The organism is Pseudomonas sichuanensis, assembly GCF_003231305.1.
Taxonomy (GTDB): domain Bacteria; phylum Pseudomonadota; class Gammaproteobacteria; order Pseudomonadales; family Pseudomonadaceae; genus Aquipseudomonas; species Aquipseudomonas sichuanensis.
Window position 1 is genome coordinate 42,615 of sequence record NZ_QKVM01000040.1, and the last position, 17,151, is coordinate 59,765.

Consider the following 17,151-nt stretch of genomic DNA (forward strand, 5'->3'; position numbering starts at 1 on the left):
GAAACCCTCGCCGGCCTTGCCGACGTCACCTTCGTCCCTCAGAGCCGTAACCCGCGCTTACCGAAACAGGCAGGAAGCCCTATGAACCATCCAGCTCGCCGCCACTGGCCATGCCAGTCCTTCATCGTCTTCTGCCTGCTCTGGCTCGCCCAGGCGCTGGCCCTCGCCCAGGCAACGCCCTCGATCAGCCCCGGCAACGGCAGCCTGGGCAACGGGACGGTCGGTCAGCCTTTCAGCGCGGCGCTCACGGCCAGCGGCGGCAACGGTGGCTACATGGGCTGGTACGAGTGCAACGTCAACGACAACAACTACGACCCTAGCGACCAGTGCATGCCACCCGGCCTGCAGATCCATGAGAACTTCGGCAGCAATGCCACGACCATCAGCGGTACACCGACCGCGGCGGGGCACTATGATTTCTACGTTTCGGTGTACGACGCCAACTCCCTGCTAGCTGGAGTGGCGCACTACACCCTGGACGTGGCCGGCGGCGGCGGACCGACGCTGACCGGCGTCAGCCCCAGCAGCGGCTCTACCGCGGGTGGCACCAGCGTGACCCTGAGCGGTAGCGGTTTCACCGGCGTTACCGGCGTGACCTTCGGCGGCACAGCGGCCAGCAGCTTCACGGTCAACAGCGTCAGCCAGATCACCGCGACTGCGCCCAGCCACCCTGCCGGCACCGTGGACGTGGTGGTGAATGCGACGGGTGGGGCATCCGCGGTGAGCCCCGCCAGCAGGTACACCTACCTTGCGCCACCTGTCAGCGCCGCAGTCAGCGCCACGCTGGCCGCCAACAGCAGCAACAACCCGATCACACTGAACATCACCGGCGGCGCCGCCACCAGCGTGGCCGTCGCCAGCGCCGCCGGCCATGGCAGCGCGGTCGCCAGTGGTACCTCGATCACCTATACGCCAACGGCTGGCTATTCGGGCCCGGACACCTTCACCTACACAGCCACCAACACCTCTGGCACTTCGGCCCCAGCCACCGTGACCGTCACGGTGGCCCCGCCCACCGTGGACATCAGCCCGGCGACCCTGCCGGGCGCCACCGCCGGTACCCCCTATAACCAGACCCTGAGCAGCAGCAATGGCACTGCGCCCTACACTTACGCGCCAGTGTCGGGCAGCCTGCCCCCAGGGGTGAGTTTCTCCAGCGCGGGGGTGTTCAGTGGTACTCCGAGCAGCAACGGTACCTACAACCTGAGTATTCGCAGCACCGACCAATATGGCGCCACTGGCACCGTCAGCTACACCATCAGCGTGGCCCCGCCCACCATCGCCGTGAGCCCCCCGACGTTGCCCAACGGCACTTATGCTACAGCCTACAGCCAGGCCATCACTGCCAGTGGAGGTAATGGCAGTTACAGCTTCGCTGTGTCCTCTGGCGGCCTGCCGTCCGGCCTGAGCCTGGCCCCCGGCGGCACCCTGAGCGGCACGCCGACGGCTTCCGGCAACTATTCGTTCAGCGTCACCGCGACCGACGGCAACGGTTTCAGCGCTTCGCGCGGCTATACCCTGACGATCGCCAGCCCGACCCTGAGCCTGTCGCCAGCCTCGGTACCGGGCGGCAGCACCGGCAACCCCTACAGCCAGACGTTCAGCACCAGCGGGGGTATCGCACCCTACAGCTACAGCATGCTCACTGGCACGTTGCCCACTGGCATAACCCTGTCCAGTGGCGGACTGCTCAGTGGCACGCCTATCGCCTCCGGCACATCCAACTTCACAGTGCGCAGCACCGACGCCCATGGCCAGCTCGTCGACAGCGCCTACAGCCTGGTGATCGGCGCCCCAACCATCAACCTTGCGCCGACCACCCTCGGTTCAATGACGCAGGGCGTGGCCTACAGCCAGACCCTGAGTGCCAGTGGCGGCACCGCTCCCTACAGCTACACGGTCACCAGCGGCACGTTGCCCAGTGGCATGACCCTGAGCCCTGGAGGCCTACTCTCCGGCGTGCCGACCAGCGCGGGGGCGAGCAACTTCACCATCACTGCCACCGACAGCCTCGCCTCCACCGGCTCGCGCGCCTATGGCCTCACCGTCGCCGCGCCCACGCCGGTGGCCGGCAACGTCAGCTTGACCGTCGCGGCCAACAGCAGCGCCAACCCTGTGACCCTGAACCTGAGCGGCGGCCCGGTGGCGTCGGTGGCCGTGGCCAGCAATGCCAGCAACGGCACGGCGACAGCCAGCGGCACCAGCATCAGCTTCACCCCCGCTCCCGGCTACGCCGGCAGCGACAGTTTCACCTACAACGCCACCGGCCCGGGAGGGACATCGAATGTGGCGACGGTGACCGTGACCGTCTTGGCGCCGACCGTGACGCTGACGCCGACCAGCCTGGCCAATGGCACGATCGCCACGCCCTATTCGGCGAACATCACTGCCAGTGGCGGCAGCGCGCCCTACACCTACAGCCTGAGCAGCGGCAGCCTGCCCGGTGGCCTGACGTTGTCGAACGGCGGTAGCCTAAGTGGCACCCCGAGCGCAGCCGGCAGCTTCAGCTTCACCGTCCAGGCCACCGACAACACCGGTTTCACCGGTTCCCGTCTCTACAACCTTAGCGTTGCCAGCCAGGCACCCGTCACGGGTGCGGTCAACGCCACCGTGGCGGCGAACAGCTCGGCCAACCCCATCACCCTCAGCCTCAGCGGCGGCGCTGCCAGCAGCGTGGCCGTGAGCAGCGCACCCAGCCACGGCACCACCTCGGCCAGCGGCCTCACCATCAGCTACACCCCAACCGCCGGTTACTCGGGCAGCGACAGCTTCACCTACACCGCCACAGGGGTTGGCGGCACCTCATCGCCAAGCACGGTGAGCATTACCGTGACCGCCCCAACCCTGGCCATCACCCCTGCTAGCCCAGGCCTCGCCGACGCCACCCAAGGCAACGCCTACAGTGCCAGCCTGGCCGTCAGCGGGGGGACCGCGCCGTACAGCTACAGCGTGAGCAGCGGCAGCCTGCCGGCCGGCTTGACCCTCGATACCGGCACCGGGGTCATCAGCGGTACCCCGAGCGCGCTCGCCACCAGCACCTTCACCATCACCGTCAGCGACGCCCTCGGCGCCAGCGGCAGCCGCAGCTACAACCTGCAGGTGCTGGCCCAGGCCATCGTGGTACCGCCGTCCAGCGAAACCCTGGCGGCCGGCCAGAGCGCCAGCGTCGACTTGACCCGCGGCGCCACGGGCGGTCCGTTCCTGCGCGCACGCCTGCTGAGCGTGACCCCGGCGTCGGCGGGCAGGGCCAGCATGACGGGCCCGTTCACCCTGAGCTTCACCCCGGCAGCGGCCTTCGCCGGCACTGCGGTGGTGAGTTTCAGCCTGCAGAACACCGGCGGCAGCCTGGCCAGCAGCAGCGTCACGTTCTCCGTACAAGCGCGTCCCGACCCTACCCGCGACCCCGAGGTGATCGGCCTGCTCAACGCCCAGTCGCGCGCCGCCGAGCGCTTCGCCACCACGCAGATGGACAATTTCAACCGCCGCCTGGAGCAGTTGCACCGGCCCACCTGTGACCGTGATTCGTTCAATGCCAGCGTGCGCCATGGTCGCGATGACGTCAGCCTGGGCAGCCTGGGCAAGGCCCTGCGCGATGAGCTCGAAGGCAACGGCCAGGGCAATGATGACGAACAGCGACGCCAGGAGAAGGACAGCGCCCGCGCCAGTTCCGGCGAATGCCGCGAAGAGGCGCTGGCGTTCTGGACCGACGGTTTCGTCAACACCGGCTCCAACCGCGCCCGCGGCGCCGACGACAACAGCTTCACCACCTATGGCCTGAGCGCCGGCCTGGATTACCGGCTCTCGCCACGCACGGTGGTCGGCCTGGGTATCGGCTACGGCAACGACCGCGCCGACATCGGCGAGCATGACACCCGCAGCGAAGGCGATGCCCTGGGCCTGGCGGCCTACCTCAGCGTCAACCCGGTATCGGAGATGTACATGGATGCGCTGCTGGGCTACAACCGCATTCGCTTCGATTCGCGGCGCTATGTCACCGCCGACCCGTCCAACGGCTACGCCCACGGCTCGCGTGACGCCGACCAGCTGTTCGCCTCGCTCACCGCCAGCTACGAGTACCGTCACGGCGCCCTGTCGCTGGCACCCTATGCGCGCATCAATGGCAGCTATACCCGCCTCGATGCGTTCAGCGAGCGGGGCGGCGGCGTGTATGGGCTGAGCTACGACGAGCAGGACCTGCGCTATTTCACCTCGTTCCTGGGGCTGCGTTCGGGCTACGACATCGCGACCGGCGTCGGCGTGCTGACCCCAAGGGTCGGCCTGGCCTGGGGCCATAACTTCAGCCGCAACGAAGACTACCGCATGCGCTACACCGACCAGGGCAGCGACGGGCTGCTGTATCGACTGTCGCCCGACCCGCTGGATACCAATTTCATGGACCTGGACCTGGGCCTGGACCTCAACCTTGGTCGCGCGTGGCGCCTGGGGCTGTCGTACAAGACCGCGCTGGGCAGCAACGAGCGCAGCGAGATGTTCAGGCTGGGCCTGGACGGCAGGTTCTGAGCCGGGGTCACGCCATCGGTGCCGTTTCAGCGCCCCCAAACGTGGGGCGCTGAGCCTGGCGCAGGCGCGCCATGTCGCACGGCGGTTGGCGGCATTGTTGCAGGAAGGGTGAAGACAGCGACGGTAGCCCAGGTGATGCGCAGGGGCGCCAGGCGCCCCTGCGGCGGGGCCTACTTCAGGTCGAAACGGTCGAGCTCCATCACCTTGGACCAGGCCGCGACGAAGTCCCTGACGAACTTGTCCTGGCCATCGCTGCTGCCGTACACCTCGCTCAAGGCGCGCAGCTGGGCGTGGGAACCGAACACCAGGTCAACCCGGCTGGCGGTCCACTTCACCGCGCCGGTCTTGCGATCACGGCCCTCGAAACGCTCGTTGTCGGCCGAGGTCGGCTTCCACTCCACGCCCATGTCCAGCAGGTTGCGGAAGAAGTCGTTGCTCAGTACCCCGGGTTTGTCGGTGAACACCCCGTCCTTGCTGCCGCCATGGTTGGCGCCGAGCACGCGCAGGCCGCCAATCAGCACGGTCAGTTCGGGCGCGGTGAGGGTCAGCAGCTGGGCCTTGTCCAGCAGCAGTTTCTCGGCCTTGACGCTGTAGCGGTCCTTGCTGAAGTTACGGAAGCCATCGGCCAGCGGTTCGAGCACGGCGAACGACTCGACGTCGGTCTGCTCCTGCGAGGCATCCACACGCCCCGGGCGGAACGGCACGCTGATGCCGGAGGCTTTCTCCACGGCCGCATTGCCGGCCAGCACGATCAGGTCGGCCAGGGAGATCTTGTTGCCGCCCTCGCTGCGGATTTTCTCCAGCGCCGTCAGCACCTTGTCCGTGCCCTGGTTGGCTTTCCAGTCCTTCTGCGGTGCCAGGCGCAGGCGCGCGCCGTTGGCGCCGCCGCGCTTGTCCGAGCCACGGAAGGTCGAGGCCGAAGCCCAGGCAGTGGCAACCAGCTCGGCGACACTCAGCCCCGAGGCCAGCACCTTGGCCTTGAGGGCGGCAATGTCGGCGTCGCTGGGCTGTGGGCCGGCCTTGGGCAGCGGGTCTTGCCACAGCAGCTCTTCGTTGGGCATTTCCGGGCCGAGGTAACGCGCCAGCGGGCCCATGTCGCGGTGGATCAGCTTGTACCAGGCCCGGGCGAACGCGTCGGCGAGCTGCTCGGGGTTGTCCTTGAAGCGCCGGGCGATGGGTTCGTAGATCGGGTCGAAGCGCAGCGCCAGGTCGGAGGTGAGCATCGAGGGGGAGCGTCGTTTGGCGGGGTCGTGGGCATCCGGCACGGTGTTGGCGCCCTTGCCATCCTTCGGTCGCCATTGGTGGGCGCCGGCCGGGCTCTTGGTCAGTTCCCAGTCGAAGTTGAACAAGTTGTTCAGGTATTCGTTGCTCCACTTCGTCGGGGTGGAGGTCCAGGTCACTTCCAGGCCGCTGGTAATGGTGTCGCCGCCCTTGCCGGTACCGAACTTGTTGCTCCAGCCCAGGCCTTGCAGTTCCAGCCCTGCGGCTTCCGGTTCGGGGCCGACGTTGTCGGCGGGGCCGGCGCCGTGGGTCTTGCCGAAGGCGTGGCCGCCGGCGATCAGCGCCACGGTCTCTTCGTCATTCATGGCCATGCGGCCGAAGGTCTCGCGGATATCCTTGCCCGATTTCACGGGGTCGGGCTCGCCTTCCGGGCCTTCCGGGTTGACGTAGATCAGGCCCATCTGCACGGCGGCCAGCGGGTTTTCCAGGTTGCGCTCGGCCGACAGGTCGCGATTCTGCTCCTCGCCATGCTTGGCAGGCTCCGCCACCAGGTCGCCCTGCCCTGGCGGCTGGGCCTTGACCTGCTCCTTGCCATAGCGGGTATCGCCGCCCAGCCAGACCTTTTCCGAACCCCAATACACGTCTTCATCCGGCTCCCATACATCGGCGCGCCCGCCGGAGAAGCCGAAGGTTTTAAAGCCCATGGATTCCAGGGCGACGTTGCCGGTGAGCACGATCAGGTCGGCCCAGGAGATCTTGTTGCCGTACTTCTGCTTGATCGGCCACAGCAGGCGCCGGGCCTTGTCCAGGCTGACGTTGTCCGGCCAGCTGTTGAGCGGGGCGAAGCGTTGCTGGCCGGAGCCGGCGCCACCGCGGCCATCGCCGATGCGGTAGGTGCCGGCGCTGTGCCAGGCCATGCGGATGAACAGCGGGCCATAGTGGCCGAAGTCGGCTGGCCACCAGGCCTGGGAGTCGGTCATCAAGGCGGTCAGGTCCCTTTTCAGGGCCTGGAAGTCGAGGCTCTTGAACGCCTTGGCGTAGTCGAAGTCCGGGTCGGGGCTGGACTTGGACGAGTGTTGATGGAGGATCCTGAGGTTGAGCTGGTCAGGCCACCAGTCTCGGTTGCTGGTGCCGCCACCAGCGGTTTGATGGAACGGGCATTTCGATTCGTTCGACATCTGCTTCTACCTTTGGGTCGGGTCGTTTCAGATTCCGGGCGCGTTTCCAGACGCAATGCCAGGTGTTCGATCAGCCGAGCCAAGGGCTCGTGCCTACCCCTCATCAGGTGTGGTCGGTCTGCGCCGACATGGGCTCACAGGGTGTCGCGACGGCGCTGGCAAGGGGGTTGCCGACGGCCGCGCGGGCACCCGCCGCGACGGCTTTTCGCGGGGCCACGGGAAAGACTAGCCGAGCTTGGGCAGAGGTCTAATAGAAGCGCTATTGAGGGCTGATAGCGTGGCTCTGTCAGGGCCGTCGGCGGGGCAAATCGGCACAAGCCAAGCGGCATGAACTGTGCTTGAATCTGCCATCTTCCCGCGCCCAAGGCCCCCCGAATGAACCGCAACGACCTGCGCCGCGTCGACATGAACCTGCTGGTGGTGTTCGAGGCATTGATGATCGAACGCAACCTGACCCGGGTCGGCGAGAAGCTGTTCATCACCCAGCCCACCGTCAGCGCCGCCCTCGCCCGCCTGCGCGACCTGTTCGACGATCAATTGCTGATTCGCAATGGCCGGGCCATGGAACCCACGCCACGGGCCATGCAGATCTTCAATGAACTGGGCCCGGCGATGGACGTGATCTCGGCGGCGATCAGCCGGGCCAAGGCGTTCGACCCGGTCAACAGCAGCAACGTGTTCCGCCTGGGGCTGTCGGACGATGCCGAGTTCGGCCTGTTCCCGGCCTTGCTCGAAGCGCTGCGCGAGGAGGCGCCGCAGATCAGCGTGGTGGTGCGCCGGGCCAATTTCCTGCTGATGCCGGGCCTGCTGGCCTCGGGCGAGATTTCGGTGGGGGTCAGCTACACCACCGACCTGCCGGCCAACGCCAAGCGCCGCAAACTGCGCGATATCGGCGTGCGGGTGCTGCGCGCCGACGACCGCCCCGGCCCACTGACCTTGGACGAATACTGCGCTCGCCCCCATGTGATGGTGTCGTTTTCCGGCGACATGAGCGGCAACATCGACCTGGACCTGGCGCGCATCGGCCGCTGCCGCAAGGTGGTGCTGGCGGTACCGCAGTTCGGCAGCCTGCGCGCGCTGCTGCGCAACACTGAGATGATCGCCACGGTGCCCGACTACGCGGCCTGCGCCCTGGCCGACGACGGCAGGCTGCGCGCCGACCCGGCGCCGTTCGAGATCAGCGAGGCCGAACTGTCGATGGCCTGGAGCAGCGCCCACGACAACGACCCGGCCGAGCGCTGGCTGCGTGAGCGGATCCTGCAGTTCATGGGCCGCCCAGGCTGAACCATCAACTTCGTCGATAGCCACCATGCTTGCCATCAAGTTCCGCTGATGGCAGGGCGCCGGGAGAATGGCCCCATTCGCACATCGACAAGGCCTCTCCCATGAAAACCGGCATGATCGCAGCCCTGCTAGCCCTGCTCGCCACCCTCACCGGTTGTGCCAGCCCAGCCAACCAGGCTGACGGGCAACCCTACGGGCATTTCTATTCGGCCACCGAGCTGTCCAGCGTCACCCTCGGCCACGGCCAGCACGTGGCCGTGCTGCTCGGGCGCAACGCCGCCGCTACGCTCGACTACCTGCAACGCCATCGCGACCAGGCCGTGTCGGGCACAGCCAAGGGCACGCCGGTGGCGACCCTGAGCGGTAGCCAGGCCTATGGGTGGCTGGCGCAGTCCCTGGCCCAGGAATTTGCCGAAGTGACCTTCTATGAAGACCTCGACACCCTGCTGGCCGATCGCCCGGACGTGATCGTGCTGCTCGATGCTCGGAGCAAGCTGGCCAGTGCGGGGGACGAGGCAATCCAGGCCAGCATGGCGGCACGCTTTTTCGATGGTCAACTGACCTATATCGGCCGTGCCGAAGGGGTGGCACGCAAGCCGGTCGAGGGGGTCGAGCTGGTGCGTCAGGTGGATGAGGAACAGACGGTACAGGCCGATGCGCTGCGCCAATTCGATGCATCGCTCAAGCTGTTGTTGCGCGGGGCGGTGTGATCTGGCCGGCCACTACCCGTCTCAAGCCATGCGCCAGGGCGGGCAGCGGTACTTTCGGGCCAGTTATTCCTGTGAAAGTACCGGCGCCTGCCTTGGTGCATGCCTTGAGTCCTATGGGGCGGCGGCAACGCCCACGCTGAAACCGCGTCGTACCAACAAGGCGGACCTGGTGACGGCCCAGGAAAAACTGGCCCGAAACAAACTGTGGGAGCGGGTTTACCCGCGAAGCGCCGCGCGGGCGGCGCTCGATCTTGAGGGCGCTGCAGATCTATCGCCATGCACCTGGTAGCCCACATGCGATTTCAAGACGGGCCCTTGGGCGTCACACCGCTGGCCCTGGGTAATCAGGATTCGGTAATGGCTACCAGTTGCCTGCCGGTGTTTTTGCAGCGCCTGTGAGATCGAGCGCCGCCCGCGCGGCGCTTCGCGGGTAAACCCGCTCCCACAGTTTGTTTCGGGCCAGTTATTCCTGTGGAAGTACCGGCGCCTGCCTTGGTGCATGCCTTGAGTCCTATGGGGCGGCGGCAACGTCCACGCTGAAACCGCCTTGTTGGCTCGACACAGTTTCAGCGTGGGTGTTGCCGGCCCCATTACCGGCCCGAACACAAAAAACTGAAAGTCCCAGTAGTACATACCAGCGGCTTAGGGGCCTGCTCATTCAAACCGCTGACAACTCGGTATTGATCTTGATGTCGAGGCCCCTGGCCTATCGAGTCTTGCTCTTGTCAGCACATCACGACAGCCTGCAAACCTGCCCACAACCGCTGCACATGCTCGCGCTCGGTCGGCAGCGCGCCCACCGACACCCGCACCATCCAGCGGCCGTTCAGGGTGGCCGGGGTGACATAGGCATCGCCCGATGCGTTCAACCGCTCCGCCCAGCCACGGGTGTGGGCATCCAGTGCATCGCCCTCCAGCCCCGCCGGGCAATGGCGGATGCACAGGGTCTGCAGTTGCACCGGCGCCAGCAGTTCCCACTCAGCCGAAGCTTCGACCTGTTCCGCCAGCCAGCGGGCATTGTCCAGGTCGCGGCGCAGGCGTTGCTGCAGGGCCTCGACGCCTTCGCTGCGCAGCATGAACCACAACTTCAGCGCGCGGAACCGGCGGCCCAACGGGATGCCCCAGTCGCGCAGGTTCTTCACCTCGCCATCGACCGCCGATTGCAGGTAGCTGGGGTTGGTGCTCATCACCCGGATCAGGTGCTGCGGGTCACGTACATAGTAGATGGAGCAGTCGAAGGCCACGCCCAGCCACTTGTGCGCGTTGACCACCACCGAGTCGGCCAGCTCGATGCCGTCCCACATCCAACGGCATTCGGGGAGGATCATCGCCGAGCCGGCCATGGCCGAGTCGACATGCAGCCACAGGCCGTGGGCCTGGGCGATCTCGCCGATCGGGCGCAGCGGGTCGAGCGCGGTGGTGGTGGTGGTGCCGGTGGTGGCGACCACGGCGCAGGGCTGGTTGCCGGCGGCGATGTCTTGTTCGATGGCCTCGCGCAGTGCCTCCGGGCGCATGGCGAACTGCTCGTCGGTGGCGATCAGGCGAATGTTGTCGCGGCCGAAACCGGCCAGCAGCGCGGCCTTGTCCACCGAACTGTGGGCGTGGGCGCTGACGTACACGATCAGCGGTTTGGCCTGGGCCTGCAGGCCACCGCGCACCTGGGCATGGTCGGTGGCGCGCTCGCGGGCGCAGATCAACGCCACCAGGGTGCTGGTGGAAGCGGTGTCCTGGATCACCCCGCTCCACTGGCTGGACAGCCCCAGCAGCTGGCGCAACCAGTCCAGGGTGGTCTCTTCCAGCTCGCTCAGGGCCGGGCTGGACTGCCAGGACAGGCCGAGCACGCCCAGGCCGGTGCTGAGGAAGTCACCCAGCACCGACGACAGGGTGCCATTGGAGGGGAAGTAGCCGTAGAAGTCCGGGTGCTGCCAATGGGACAGGCCGGGCATCAACAGCTGGTCGACGTCCTTGAGGATGGCGGCGAAGGGCTCGGCCTGCTGCGGTGCGGTAGCCGGCAAGGCGGCTTTGAGGTAGCCGGGCTCGACCTGGGCCATCACCGGGCGTTCGGCGACGGTCTGGCGGTAGTCGGCGATCAGGTCGATCAGTTGGTGGCCGTGTTGGCGGAATTGTTCGGGGGTCACAGGCGGGCTCCTTGAGGGTTGCGGCGAGGCCATCGGCCTCATCGCGGGGCAAGCCCGCTCCCACGAGTCAACCGTGGGAGCGGGCTTGCCCCGCGATGGCGGCGGTACAGGCAACACAGTGGCATGCAGTCTAGGCGCTCGCCATCAGCCGAATAACCCCGCTTCGCGCATAGCTCCTATGGCAAAGGCGCATGCCCGCCCTGCACGCCGAACTGCGACTGGCGCCAGAGCTCGAACACCCGGTTGCGCAGCCAGCGATGCTCGGCCGAGGCCTGCAGGCGCTGGTGCCACACCACCCAGTAGCGCTGGGTATGCTCGACGAAGCCCAAGGGTCGCCAGGCCAGCCCATGCAGGCGGGCCAGCTGGCGGGCGATATGCTCGGGCACCGTGGCCAGCGCCTGGCCGTTGCCGATCACCGGCACCATGGCACTGAAGAACGGCACCTCCAGGCTGATCCGCCGCTGCAGGCCCTGGGCGCGCAGGTGACGGTCGATGAAGCTGTCCTTGTCGCCGCCGCCGGAGACCCGCACGTGCTTGCAGGCCAGGTAGTCGTCCTGGCTCAGTGCGGCCTGCCTGGTGAGCGGGTGGTCATGGCGCATCAGGCACACCGCGCGGTCCTCGCCGAGCAGGCGCCCGTGCAAGTTGGGCGGCGATTCGTCGAACAGCGTGGTGGCCAGGTCGATCTCGCCACTGGCGAGCAAGGCGTATTGCCCGGCCTGCCAGGTGCGGTACTCCAGCGACACCCCAGGCGCCTCCTGCTCAAGCGCCGCCACCAACTGCGGCAGCATGTGTTCGGCCACGTAGTCCGAGGCCGCCAGGCAGAAACGTCGCTCGCAGCGGGCCGGGTCGAACGCCGCCGGTTGGCGCAGGGCATTGAGCTCTTCGAGCACCTGGCGCAGCGGCTCCACCAGTGCCTCGGCGTGCTCGCTGAGCACGTAGCCACGGCCCTGGCGCACCAGCAGCGGGTCGTCGAAGGCTTCGCGCAGGTGCGCCAACTGGCGGCTCAGCGCGGGCTGGCTGCAGCCCAGGCGCTCGGCGGCATGGCTGAGGTTCTTCAGCTGCAGGAGGCAGTCGAGGGTGCGCAGGTGGGCGAGGCTGAGGGAGGCGAAGGTGGGGGTCATGCTAGCTGTCCGAAAAGAATCGCGGGGCAAGCCCGCTCCCACGGTTGATTCGTGGGAGCGGGCTTGCCCCGCGATGGCATCACTCGGCTCAGTCAGTCAGGCCGACATAGACGTTCTGCACGTCTTCGTTCTCGTCGATCGCTTCGAGGAACGCTTCGACCTCGGCCAGCGCTTCGGCGCTCAGGCTGGCAGCACTTACCGGGTTCTTCGGGGTGTAGCCGATCTTCGCCGAAGTGACGGTGAAACCTTGCTCAGGCAGGGCCTTTTGCACGGCGTCGAGGTCGGTGGTGTCGGTGATGAACAGGGTCGAACCCTCTTCCTCACCGTCCTCGAAGTCCTGGGCGCCGGCTTCGATGGCGGCCATTTCCGGGTCGGCGTCACCTTCCGGGGTGGCTTCGATCAGGCCGACGTGGTTGAAATCCCAGGCTACCGAGCCGCTGGCACCGAGTTGGCCCTTGCGGAACAGCACGCGGATCTGGGCCACGGTACGGTTGACGTTGTCGGTCAGGCACTCGACGATCAACGGCACCTGGTGCGGGGCGAAGCCTTCGTAGCTGACCGCATGGTACTGCACGGCCTCGCCGTCCAGGCCTGCGCCTTTCTTGATCGCGCGCTCCAGGGTCTCACGGGTCATCGAGGCTTTCTTGGCCTGGACGATGGCCAGGCGCAGGCGCGGGTTCATGTCCGGGTCGGCGCCGGATTTGGCGGCGATCTGGATCTCCTTGGCCAGCTTGCCCATGATCTTGCCCTTGGCGTTGGCCGCGGTCTCTCTATGCTTGGCTTTCCACTGTGCGCCCATTTCAACTCTCTTGTTTCAAGGGCCGGTTCAGGAAGCGACCGGCCAAAAGTGGGGAGAGTTTATACGCCCAAACGCTGTGGATCGACAAGAAATCGCATGAGCTTGTTCGCGGGTAAACCCGCTCCCACAGTCCCCGCGAAAGGCCCTGATCTGGGTTAGCCTTTGTCGGCCTTGCCCGCCGCCGCCGCGAATTTGGCCAGCCGCACATCCAGCCGCCGCGGCCTGGCGCCGCGATCCTCGGCGTGCTCCTTGCGCCGAATGGCATTACGTACCATCAGCGAGCCCAGGTAGCGAATCGGCTCCGGCGGGAACTGCCCCAACGGCCCCTTGATCAACGGCGAGCGGGTCCAGGGGTTGTCCAGGCCCAGGGCCAGGGACGAGAGAATTTGCCCGCCCATGTGACACGGCCCTACCCCGCTGCCCGAATAACCAAAGCCATAGAACACGTTGCCCTGCCCATCGAGCCGGCCAAAGAACGGCAGGCCGGTGACAGAGCGGTCGGAAGGCCCGTTCCAGCTCGCCGCCAGCGGCACCTCGGCCAGGGCCGGGAAGAAATCGGCCAGGCTCTCGCGCAACAGCGGCTGGTACGGCGATGGCTGGTCGAACACCGGCAACATGCGCCCGCCATAGGCGAAAGTATTGCCGCCCTTGCCAAGCATCAGCCGACCATCGGAAGTGTTGTGGTAGTAGTGCACGAAGATTCGCGAGTCGAGCACGCTGACGCCGCTGTCCAGGCCGATCTGGCGCAACAGTTCCGGGCATGGCTCGGTGATCACCATGTCGCTGGAAACGATCGCCACGCTGCGCTCGAACTGCGGGAAGGCCCGCGCCATCCAGGCGTTGAGGCCCAGTACCACGCGGTCGGCGCGAATGGTGCCGGTGCGGGTACGCACCTGCGCCGGGGCCCCGTGCTCCAGCCCGGTCATCGCCGTGCCCTCGTGGATGCGCACGCCGCGCTGCAGGGCGACCCGGCGCAAGCCGCGCACCAGCCGCCCGGGCTGCACGGTGGCGGCGGCCGGTGAGTACCAACCCTCCAGGTGGCGCTCGGAGCCCGCCAGGCGCTGCAACTGCGCAAGCTCAAGGCGCTGGAACGAGTTGATAGCGCGCCGTTCCAGCGCCGCGATCACCGCGTCGGTGCCACCGACCTGGGCCGGGTTGGTGGCGGTGTACAGGGTGCCGTCCATGCGGAAATCGCAGCGGATGCCGTTGTCGGCGCAGAACGCGCCGATGGCCGCAATGCTGCGTTCCGACTCACTGACCAGGCGCACCGCCTCCTGCACCCCGAACAGACGCTCCAGGGTGAAGTACTTGGCCGACCAGGACAGCGCACAACCACCATTGCGCCCGCTGGCCCCGGCACCGCAGATATCTGCCTCGATCAGCAGCACATCCAGCTGCGGCGCCTGTTCCTTGATCATCAACGCGGTCCATAGCCCGGTGTAGCCGCCGCCGACGATGCACACATCGCAGCGTGCGTCGCCCTGCAGGGGTGGGCATAGGGCCTCGTCTTCCTGGTCCAGCGCCTGTTGCAGCCAGAACGGTCTCATCGCTTTGCTTTCCTTCAAGTACGCAGTGGCTTGATCGCCATGCTGGTGTTGGGGGCCACGTCATTGGCCGCAGTGGTGCTGGCCGGGCGGCTGTTCCAGTGCGGGATCAGCACCAGGGCGGAGAACAGCGCGGTGCCGGCAAAGACGATGAACACCGTGACGCTGTCGAAATACCCCGGCAGCAGGCCGCCGAGCACCGCGCCCACCGAACCGCAGCCGTTGACGAAGCCAGCGGCGGTGGCGCCGGCCTTGGCCGTACCGAAGTCGATGGCCGCCGCACCGCTGATCATCGAGTCGGGGCCATACAAGGTCAGGCCCATGACGAACAGCAAGGCCACCACCAGCACCACGCTGCCGCTGTGCATGGCCGCCATGAAACCGGCCAGGGCCATGGTCAGCAGCAACAGGCTGATCACGCAAGCCGGCATGCGCCGGGCACCGAACAGTTTGTCCGAGGCCAGGCCAATGATGATCGGGCCAAGCAACCCGGCCAGTTCGAAGGCGGTGGGGATGATCGCCGCGCCGACCTTACCCACCGAGGGCATCTGTTCGAAGACGATCACCGGGCCCCACAGCAGGATGGCGTAGCGCGCCGGTTTCAACATGAAGTAGGCCAGGCCCAGGGTGAGCACCGTGCGGTTGCGCAGGATCTCGCGCAGCGGCGCCCAGACGCTGCACAGGTTGCCCCCCGGCGCCATGCTTTGCGGCTCTGGCTCCACCGCCGGCAGGCCGACGTCTTCGGGCTTGTTGCGCTGGAAGATGAAGAACAGCACGGCCACCAAGGCCACCACCACGGCGCTGGAGAAGAATGCCGCGTGCCAGGTGCCGACCAGGGTGTAGGCCCACCAACCGGCGAACGGCGAAGCCACCAGGCCGCCGAAGGCGTAGCACGAACTCCACAAGCCCAGCACCCGCCCGCGCTGGGAGGCCGGGAAGAAACTGCCGATGTTCTTGCACAACCCGGCCCAGCCGGTGGACTGGGCCAGGCCCTGGATCAGCATGCAGGTGGCGAAGATCGGGAAGGTCGCGTAGCTGCCCATCACCACCGCCGCGGCGGCCGAGATCAGCAGCCCGCCGAGCACCACCACACGCGGCCCGAAGCGGTCGGCGAGCATGCCCCAGGTGAACTGGCCCACGGCGTAGGCGGCCAGGTAGATGGCGTCGAGGTTGGCCATGGCGGCCTTGTCGAGCATGAAGGTCGGGTCTTCGCCGATGCCGAGCTTGGCCACCGAGAAGGCTTTGCGGGTGAAGTAGAAGGCGGCGTAAGCCAGCCAGGTGATCGCGAAGATCTGCATGCGCCAACGCTTGATGGCGCCCAGGGATTGATTCATTTGACTCTGACCTCTTGCGTGAGTGTGCCGGCAGAATGTGAAGAAACGCCTGTCTTGTTGTTGTGGTGCGCACTGCGTGACGGAGGGACGTCACTTGGTCAGATGGCGGCAGCGGTCTGGCGTGACCGGGGCGAGGCCATGGCCCGGGGCCACCGCTTGTGGCGATGGCGTCGGGTTGAAACACATGGAAACAGCTGCTGACTGATAAATAAAATCGATTTATCGTATTTCACTCATAAGCCCAGCTTGTAAGCGGAGTGCTCGATGTCGGTTTCCCACGCTCAACTCAAAGCCTTTCATGCGGTCGCCGAACAAGGCAGCTTCACCCGCGCGGCGCAGAAGCTGTTCCTGACCCAGCCGGCGGTGTCCGACCAGGTGCGCAAGCTGGAGGAGCGTTACGGTGTGCTGCTGTTCCAGCGCAACAAGCGTTCGGTGCAACTGACCGACCTGGGCGAGCGCCTGCTGGGGGTGACCCAGCGCCTGTTCGCCTGCGAGGCCGAGGCCGTTGAGTTGCTGCAGGACTCACGCGCCCTGCACACCGGCAGCCTGACGCTGGCGGTGGATGCGCCGGTGCATGTGCTGCCGCAGATCGCGCGCTTCTGCCAGCGCTACCCGGGTATCCAGGTGAAGATCGAGACGGGCAATACCGACGAGTCGCTGGCCCGGCTGTTCAGCTACCAGGCTGACTTGGCGTTGCTGGGGCGCGATGTCGACGATGAGCGTCTGTTTTGCGTGCCGATGCGGCGTGACCCGATGGTGGCGTTCGTATCGCACCAGCATCCATGGGCCAGCCGGGGGTCGATCAGCCTGGCGGACCTGGATGACACGCCGTTGGTGCTGCGTGAGCCTGGGTCGGTGACGCGGCAGACGCTGGAGGAGGAAATGCAGCGGGCGGGGTTGCGGATTCGCTCGGCGATCCAGGTGGAGGGGCGTGAGGCGGCGCGGGAGGCGGTGGTGGTGGGGATTGGGGTTGGGGTGGTTTCGGCGGCGGAGTTCGGGGCTGATGCGCGGGTGTGTGCGTTGCCGATTGTCGATTGTCAGCGGCATTTGACGGAGACGTTGGTGTGTTTGAGCGAGCAGCGGACGCGGCGGGTGGTGGCGACGTTTTTGGAGATGGTACGGGAGGGGGGGTGAGGTTTTTGGGTTTGGGTTTGGGTTTGGGTTCGGGTTCGGCTTCGGGTTCGGCTTCGGCTTCGGCTTCGGCTTCGGCTTCGGCTTCGGCTTCGGCTTCGGCTTCGGCTTCGGCTTCGGCTTCGGCTTTCAGAGTGTGGGTTTTGATAGATGTATGCGCATTCGGCGGC

At 66.7% G+C, this 17,151-nt stretch carries 10 protein-coding genes; 4 read left to right on the forward strand and 6 right to left on the reverse strand.

Going from position 1 to position 17,151, the window contains the following annotated elements; all coding sequences use genetic code 11:
• Nucleotides 1-81: 81 nt before the first annotated feature.
• A complete protein-coding gene (locus tag DM373_RS19690; RefSeq protein WP_110995169.1) occupies nt 82-4,521 on the forward strand; it encodes a putative Ig domain-containing protein in 4,440 nt (1,479 codons plus the stop codon).
• Nucleotides 4,522-4,691: 170 nt separating this feature from the next.
• Here DM373_RS19690 and katG read toward each other — a convergent pair whose 3' ends face one another.
• Nucleotides 4,692-6,920, reverse strand: a complete 2,229-nt coding sequence (gene katG / locus DM373_RS19695; protein WP_110995170.1) for a catalase/peroxidase HPI — start codon at nt 6,918-6,920, stop codon at nt 4,692-4,694.
• 375 nt (nt 6,921-7,295) lie between these two features.
• Between katG and DM373_RS19700 the strand changes: the two genes are divergently transcribed.
• Nucleotides 7,296-8,204: a LysR family transcriptional regulator gene (locus DM373_RS19700; RefSeq protein WP_110995171.1), complete on the forward strand. Its 909-nt coding sequence runs from the start codon at nt 7,296-7,298 to the stop codon at nt 8,202-8,204.
• Nucleotides 8,205-8,305: 101 nt separating this feature from the next.
• Complete coding sequence (locus tag DM373_RS19705; protein WP_110995172.1) at nt 8,306-8,914, forward strand: hypothetical protein; 609 nt, start codon at nt 8,306-8,308, stop codon at nt 8,912-8,914.
• A gap of 725 nt (nt 8,915-9,639) precedes the next feature.
• Here DM373_RS19705 and DM373_RS19710 read toward each other — a convergent pair.
• The 5 genes from DM373_RS19710 to DM373_RS19730 all read right to left on the reverse strand — a co-directional run bounded on the left by DM373_RS19710 (nt 9,640) and on the right by DM373_RS19730 (nt 15,850).
• Nucleotides 9,640-11,052, reverse strand: a complete 1,413-nt coding sequence (locus DM373_RS19710; protein ID WP_110995173.1) for a DOPA decarboxylase — start codon at nt 11,050-11,052, stop codon at nt 9,640-9,642.
• Between the two features lie 176 nt (nt 11,053-11,228).
• Nucleotides 11,229-12,173 carry a LysR family transcriptional regulator gene (locus DM373_RS19715; RefSeq protein WP_110995174.1) on the reverse strand — a complete coding sequence of 315 codons (945 nt, stop codon included), beginning with the start codon at nt 12,171-12,173 and terminating at the stop codon, nt 11,229-11,231.
• A gap of 88 nt (nt 12,174-12,261) precedes the next feature.
• A complete protein-coding gene (locus DM373_RS19720; RefSeq protein WP_110995175.1) occupies nt 12,262-12,972 on the reverse strand; it encodes a YebC/PmpR family DNA-binding transcriptional regulator in 711 nt (236 codons plus the stop codon).
• A 155-nt stretch (nt 12,973-13,127) separates the two neighbouring features.
• Nucleotides 13,128-14,519, reverse strand: a complete 1,392-nt coding sequence (locus DM373_RS19725; RefSeq protein WP_110995176.1) for an FAD-dependent oxidoreductase — start codon at nt 14,517-14,519, stop codon at nt 13,128-13,130.
• A 14-nt stretch (nt 14,520-14,533) separates the two neighbouring features.
• Nucleotides 14,534-15,850, reverse strand: coding sequence for an MFS transporter (locus tag DM373_RS19730; protein WP_110995177.1), 1,317 nt, complete (start codon nt 15,848-15,850; stop codon nt 14,534-14,536).
• Between the two features lie 264 nt (nt 15,851-16,114).
• On the opposite strand from DM373_RS19730, the gene DM373_RS19735 reads away from it, so the two are divergent.
• Complete coding sequence (locus tag DM373_RS19735) at nt 16,115-16,984, forward strand: LysR substrate-binding domain-containing protein (protein ID WP_110995178.1); 870 nt, start codon at nt 16,115-16,117, stop codon at nt 16,982-16,984.
• Nucleotides 16,985-17,151: the final 167 nt, after the last annotated feature.

Bases quoted from the DNA above. Each gene is read 5' to 3' on its own strand.
- DM373_RS19690 (WP_110995169.1), top strand. From the start codon at position 82: ATGAACCATCCAGCTCGCCGCCACTGGCCATGCCAGTCCTTCATCGTC.
- katG (WP_110995170.1), bottom strand. From the start codon at position 6,920: ATGTCGAACGAATCGAAATGCCCGTTCCATCAAACCGCTGGTGGCGGC.
- DM373_RS19700 (WP_110995171.1), top strand. From the start codon at position 7,296: ATGAACCGCAACGACCTGCGCCGCGTCGACATGAACCTGCTGGTGGTG.
- DM373_RS19705 (WP_110995172.1), top strand. From the start codon at position 8,306: ATGAAAACCGGCATGATCGCAGCCCTGCTAGCCCTGCTCGCCACCCTC.
- DM373_RS19715 (WP_110995174.1), bottom strand. From the start codon at position 12,173: ATGACCCCCACCTTCGCCTCCCTCAGCCTCGCCCACCTGCGCACCCTC.
- DM373_RS19720 (WP_110995175.1), bottom strand. From the start codon at position 12,972: ATGGGCGCACAGTGGAAAGCCAAGCATAGAGAGACCGCGGCCAACGCC.
- DM373_RS19725 (WP_110995176.1), bottom strand. From the start codon at position 14,519: ATGAGACCGTTCTGGCTGCAACAGGCGCTGGACCAGGAAGACGAGGCC.
- DM373_RS19730 (WP_110995177.1), bottom strand. From the start codon at position 15,850: ATGAATCAATCCCTGGGCGCCATCAAGCGTTGGCGCATGCAGATCTTC.
- DM373_RS19735 (WP_110995178.1), top strand. From the start codon at position 16,115: ATGTCGGTTTCCCACGCTCAACTCAAAGCCTTTCATGCGGTCGCCGAA.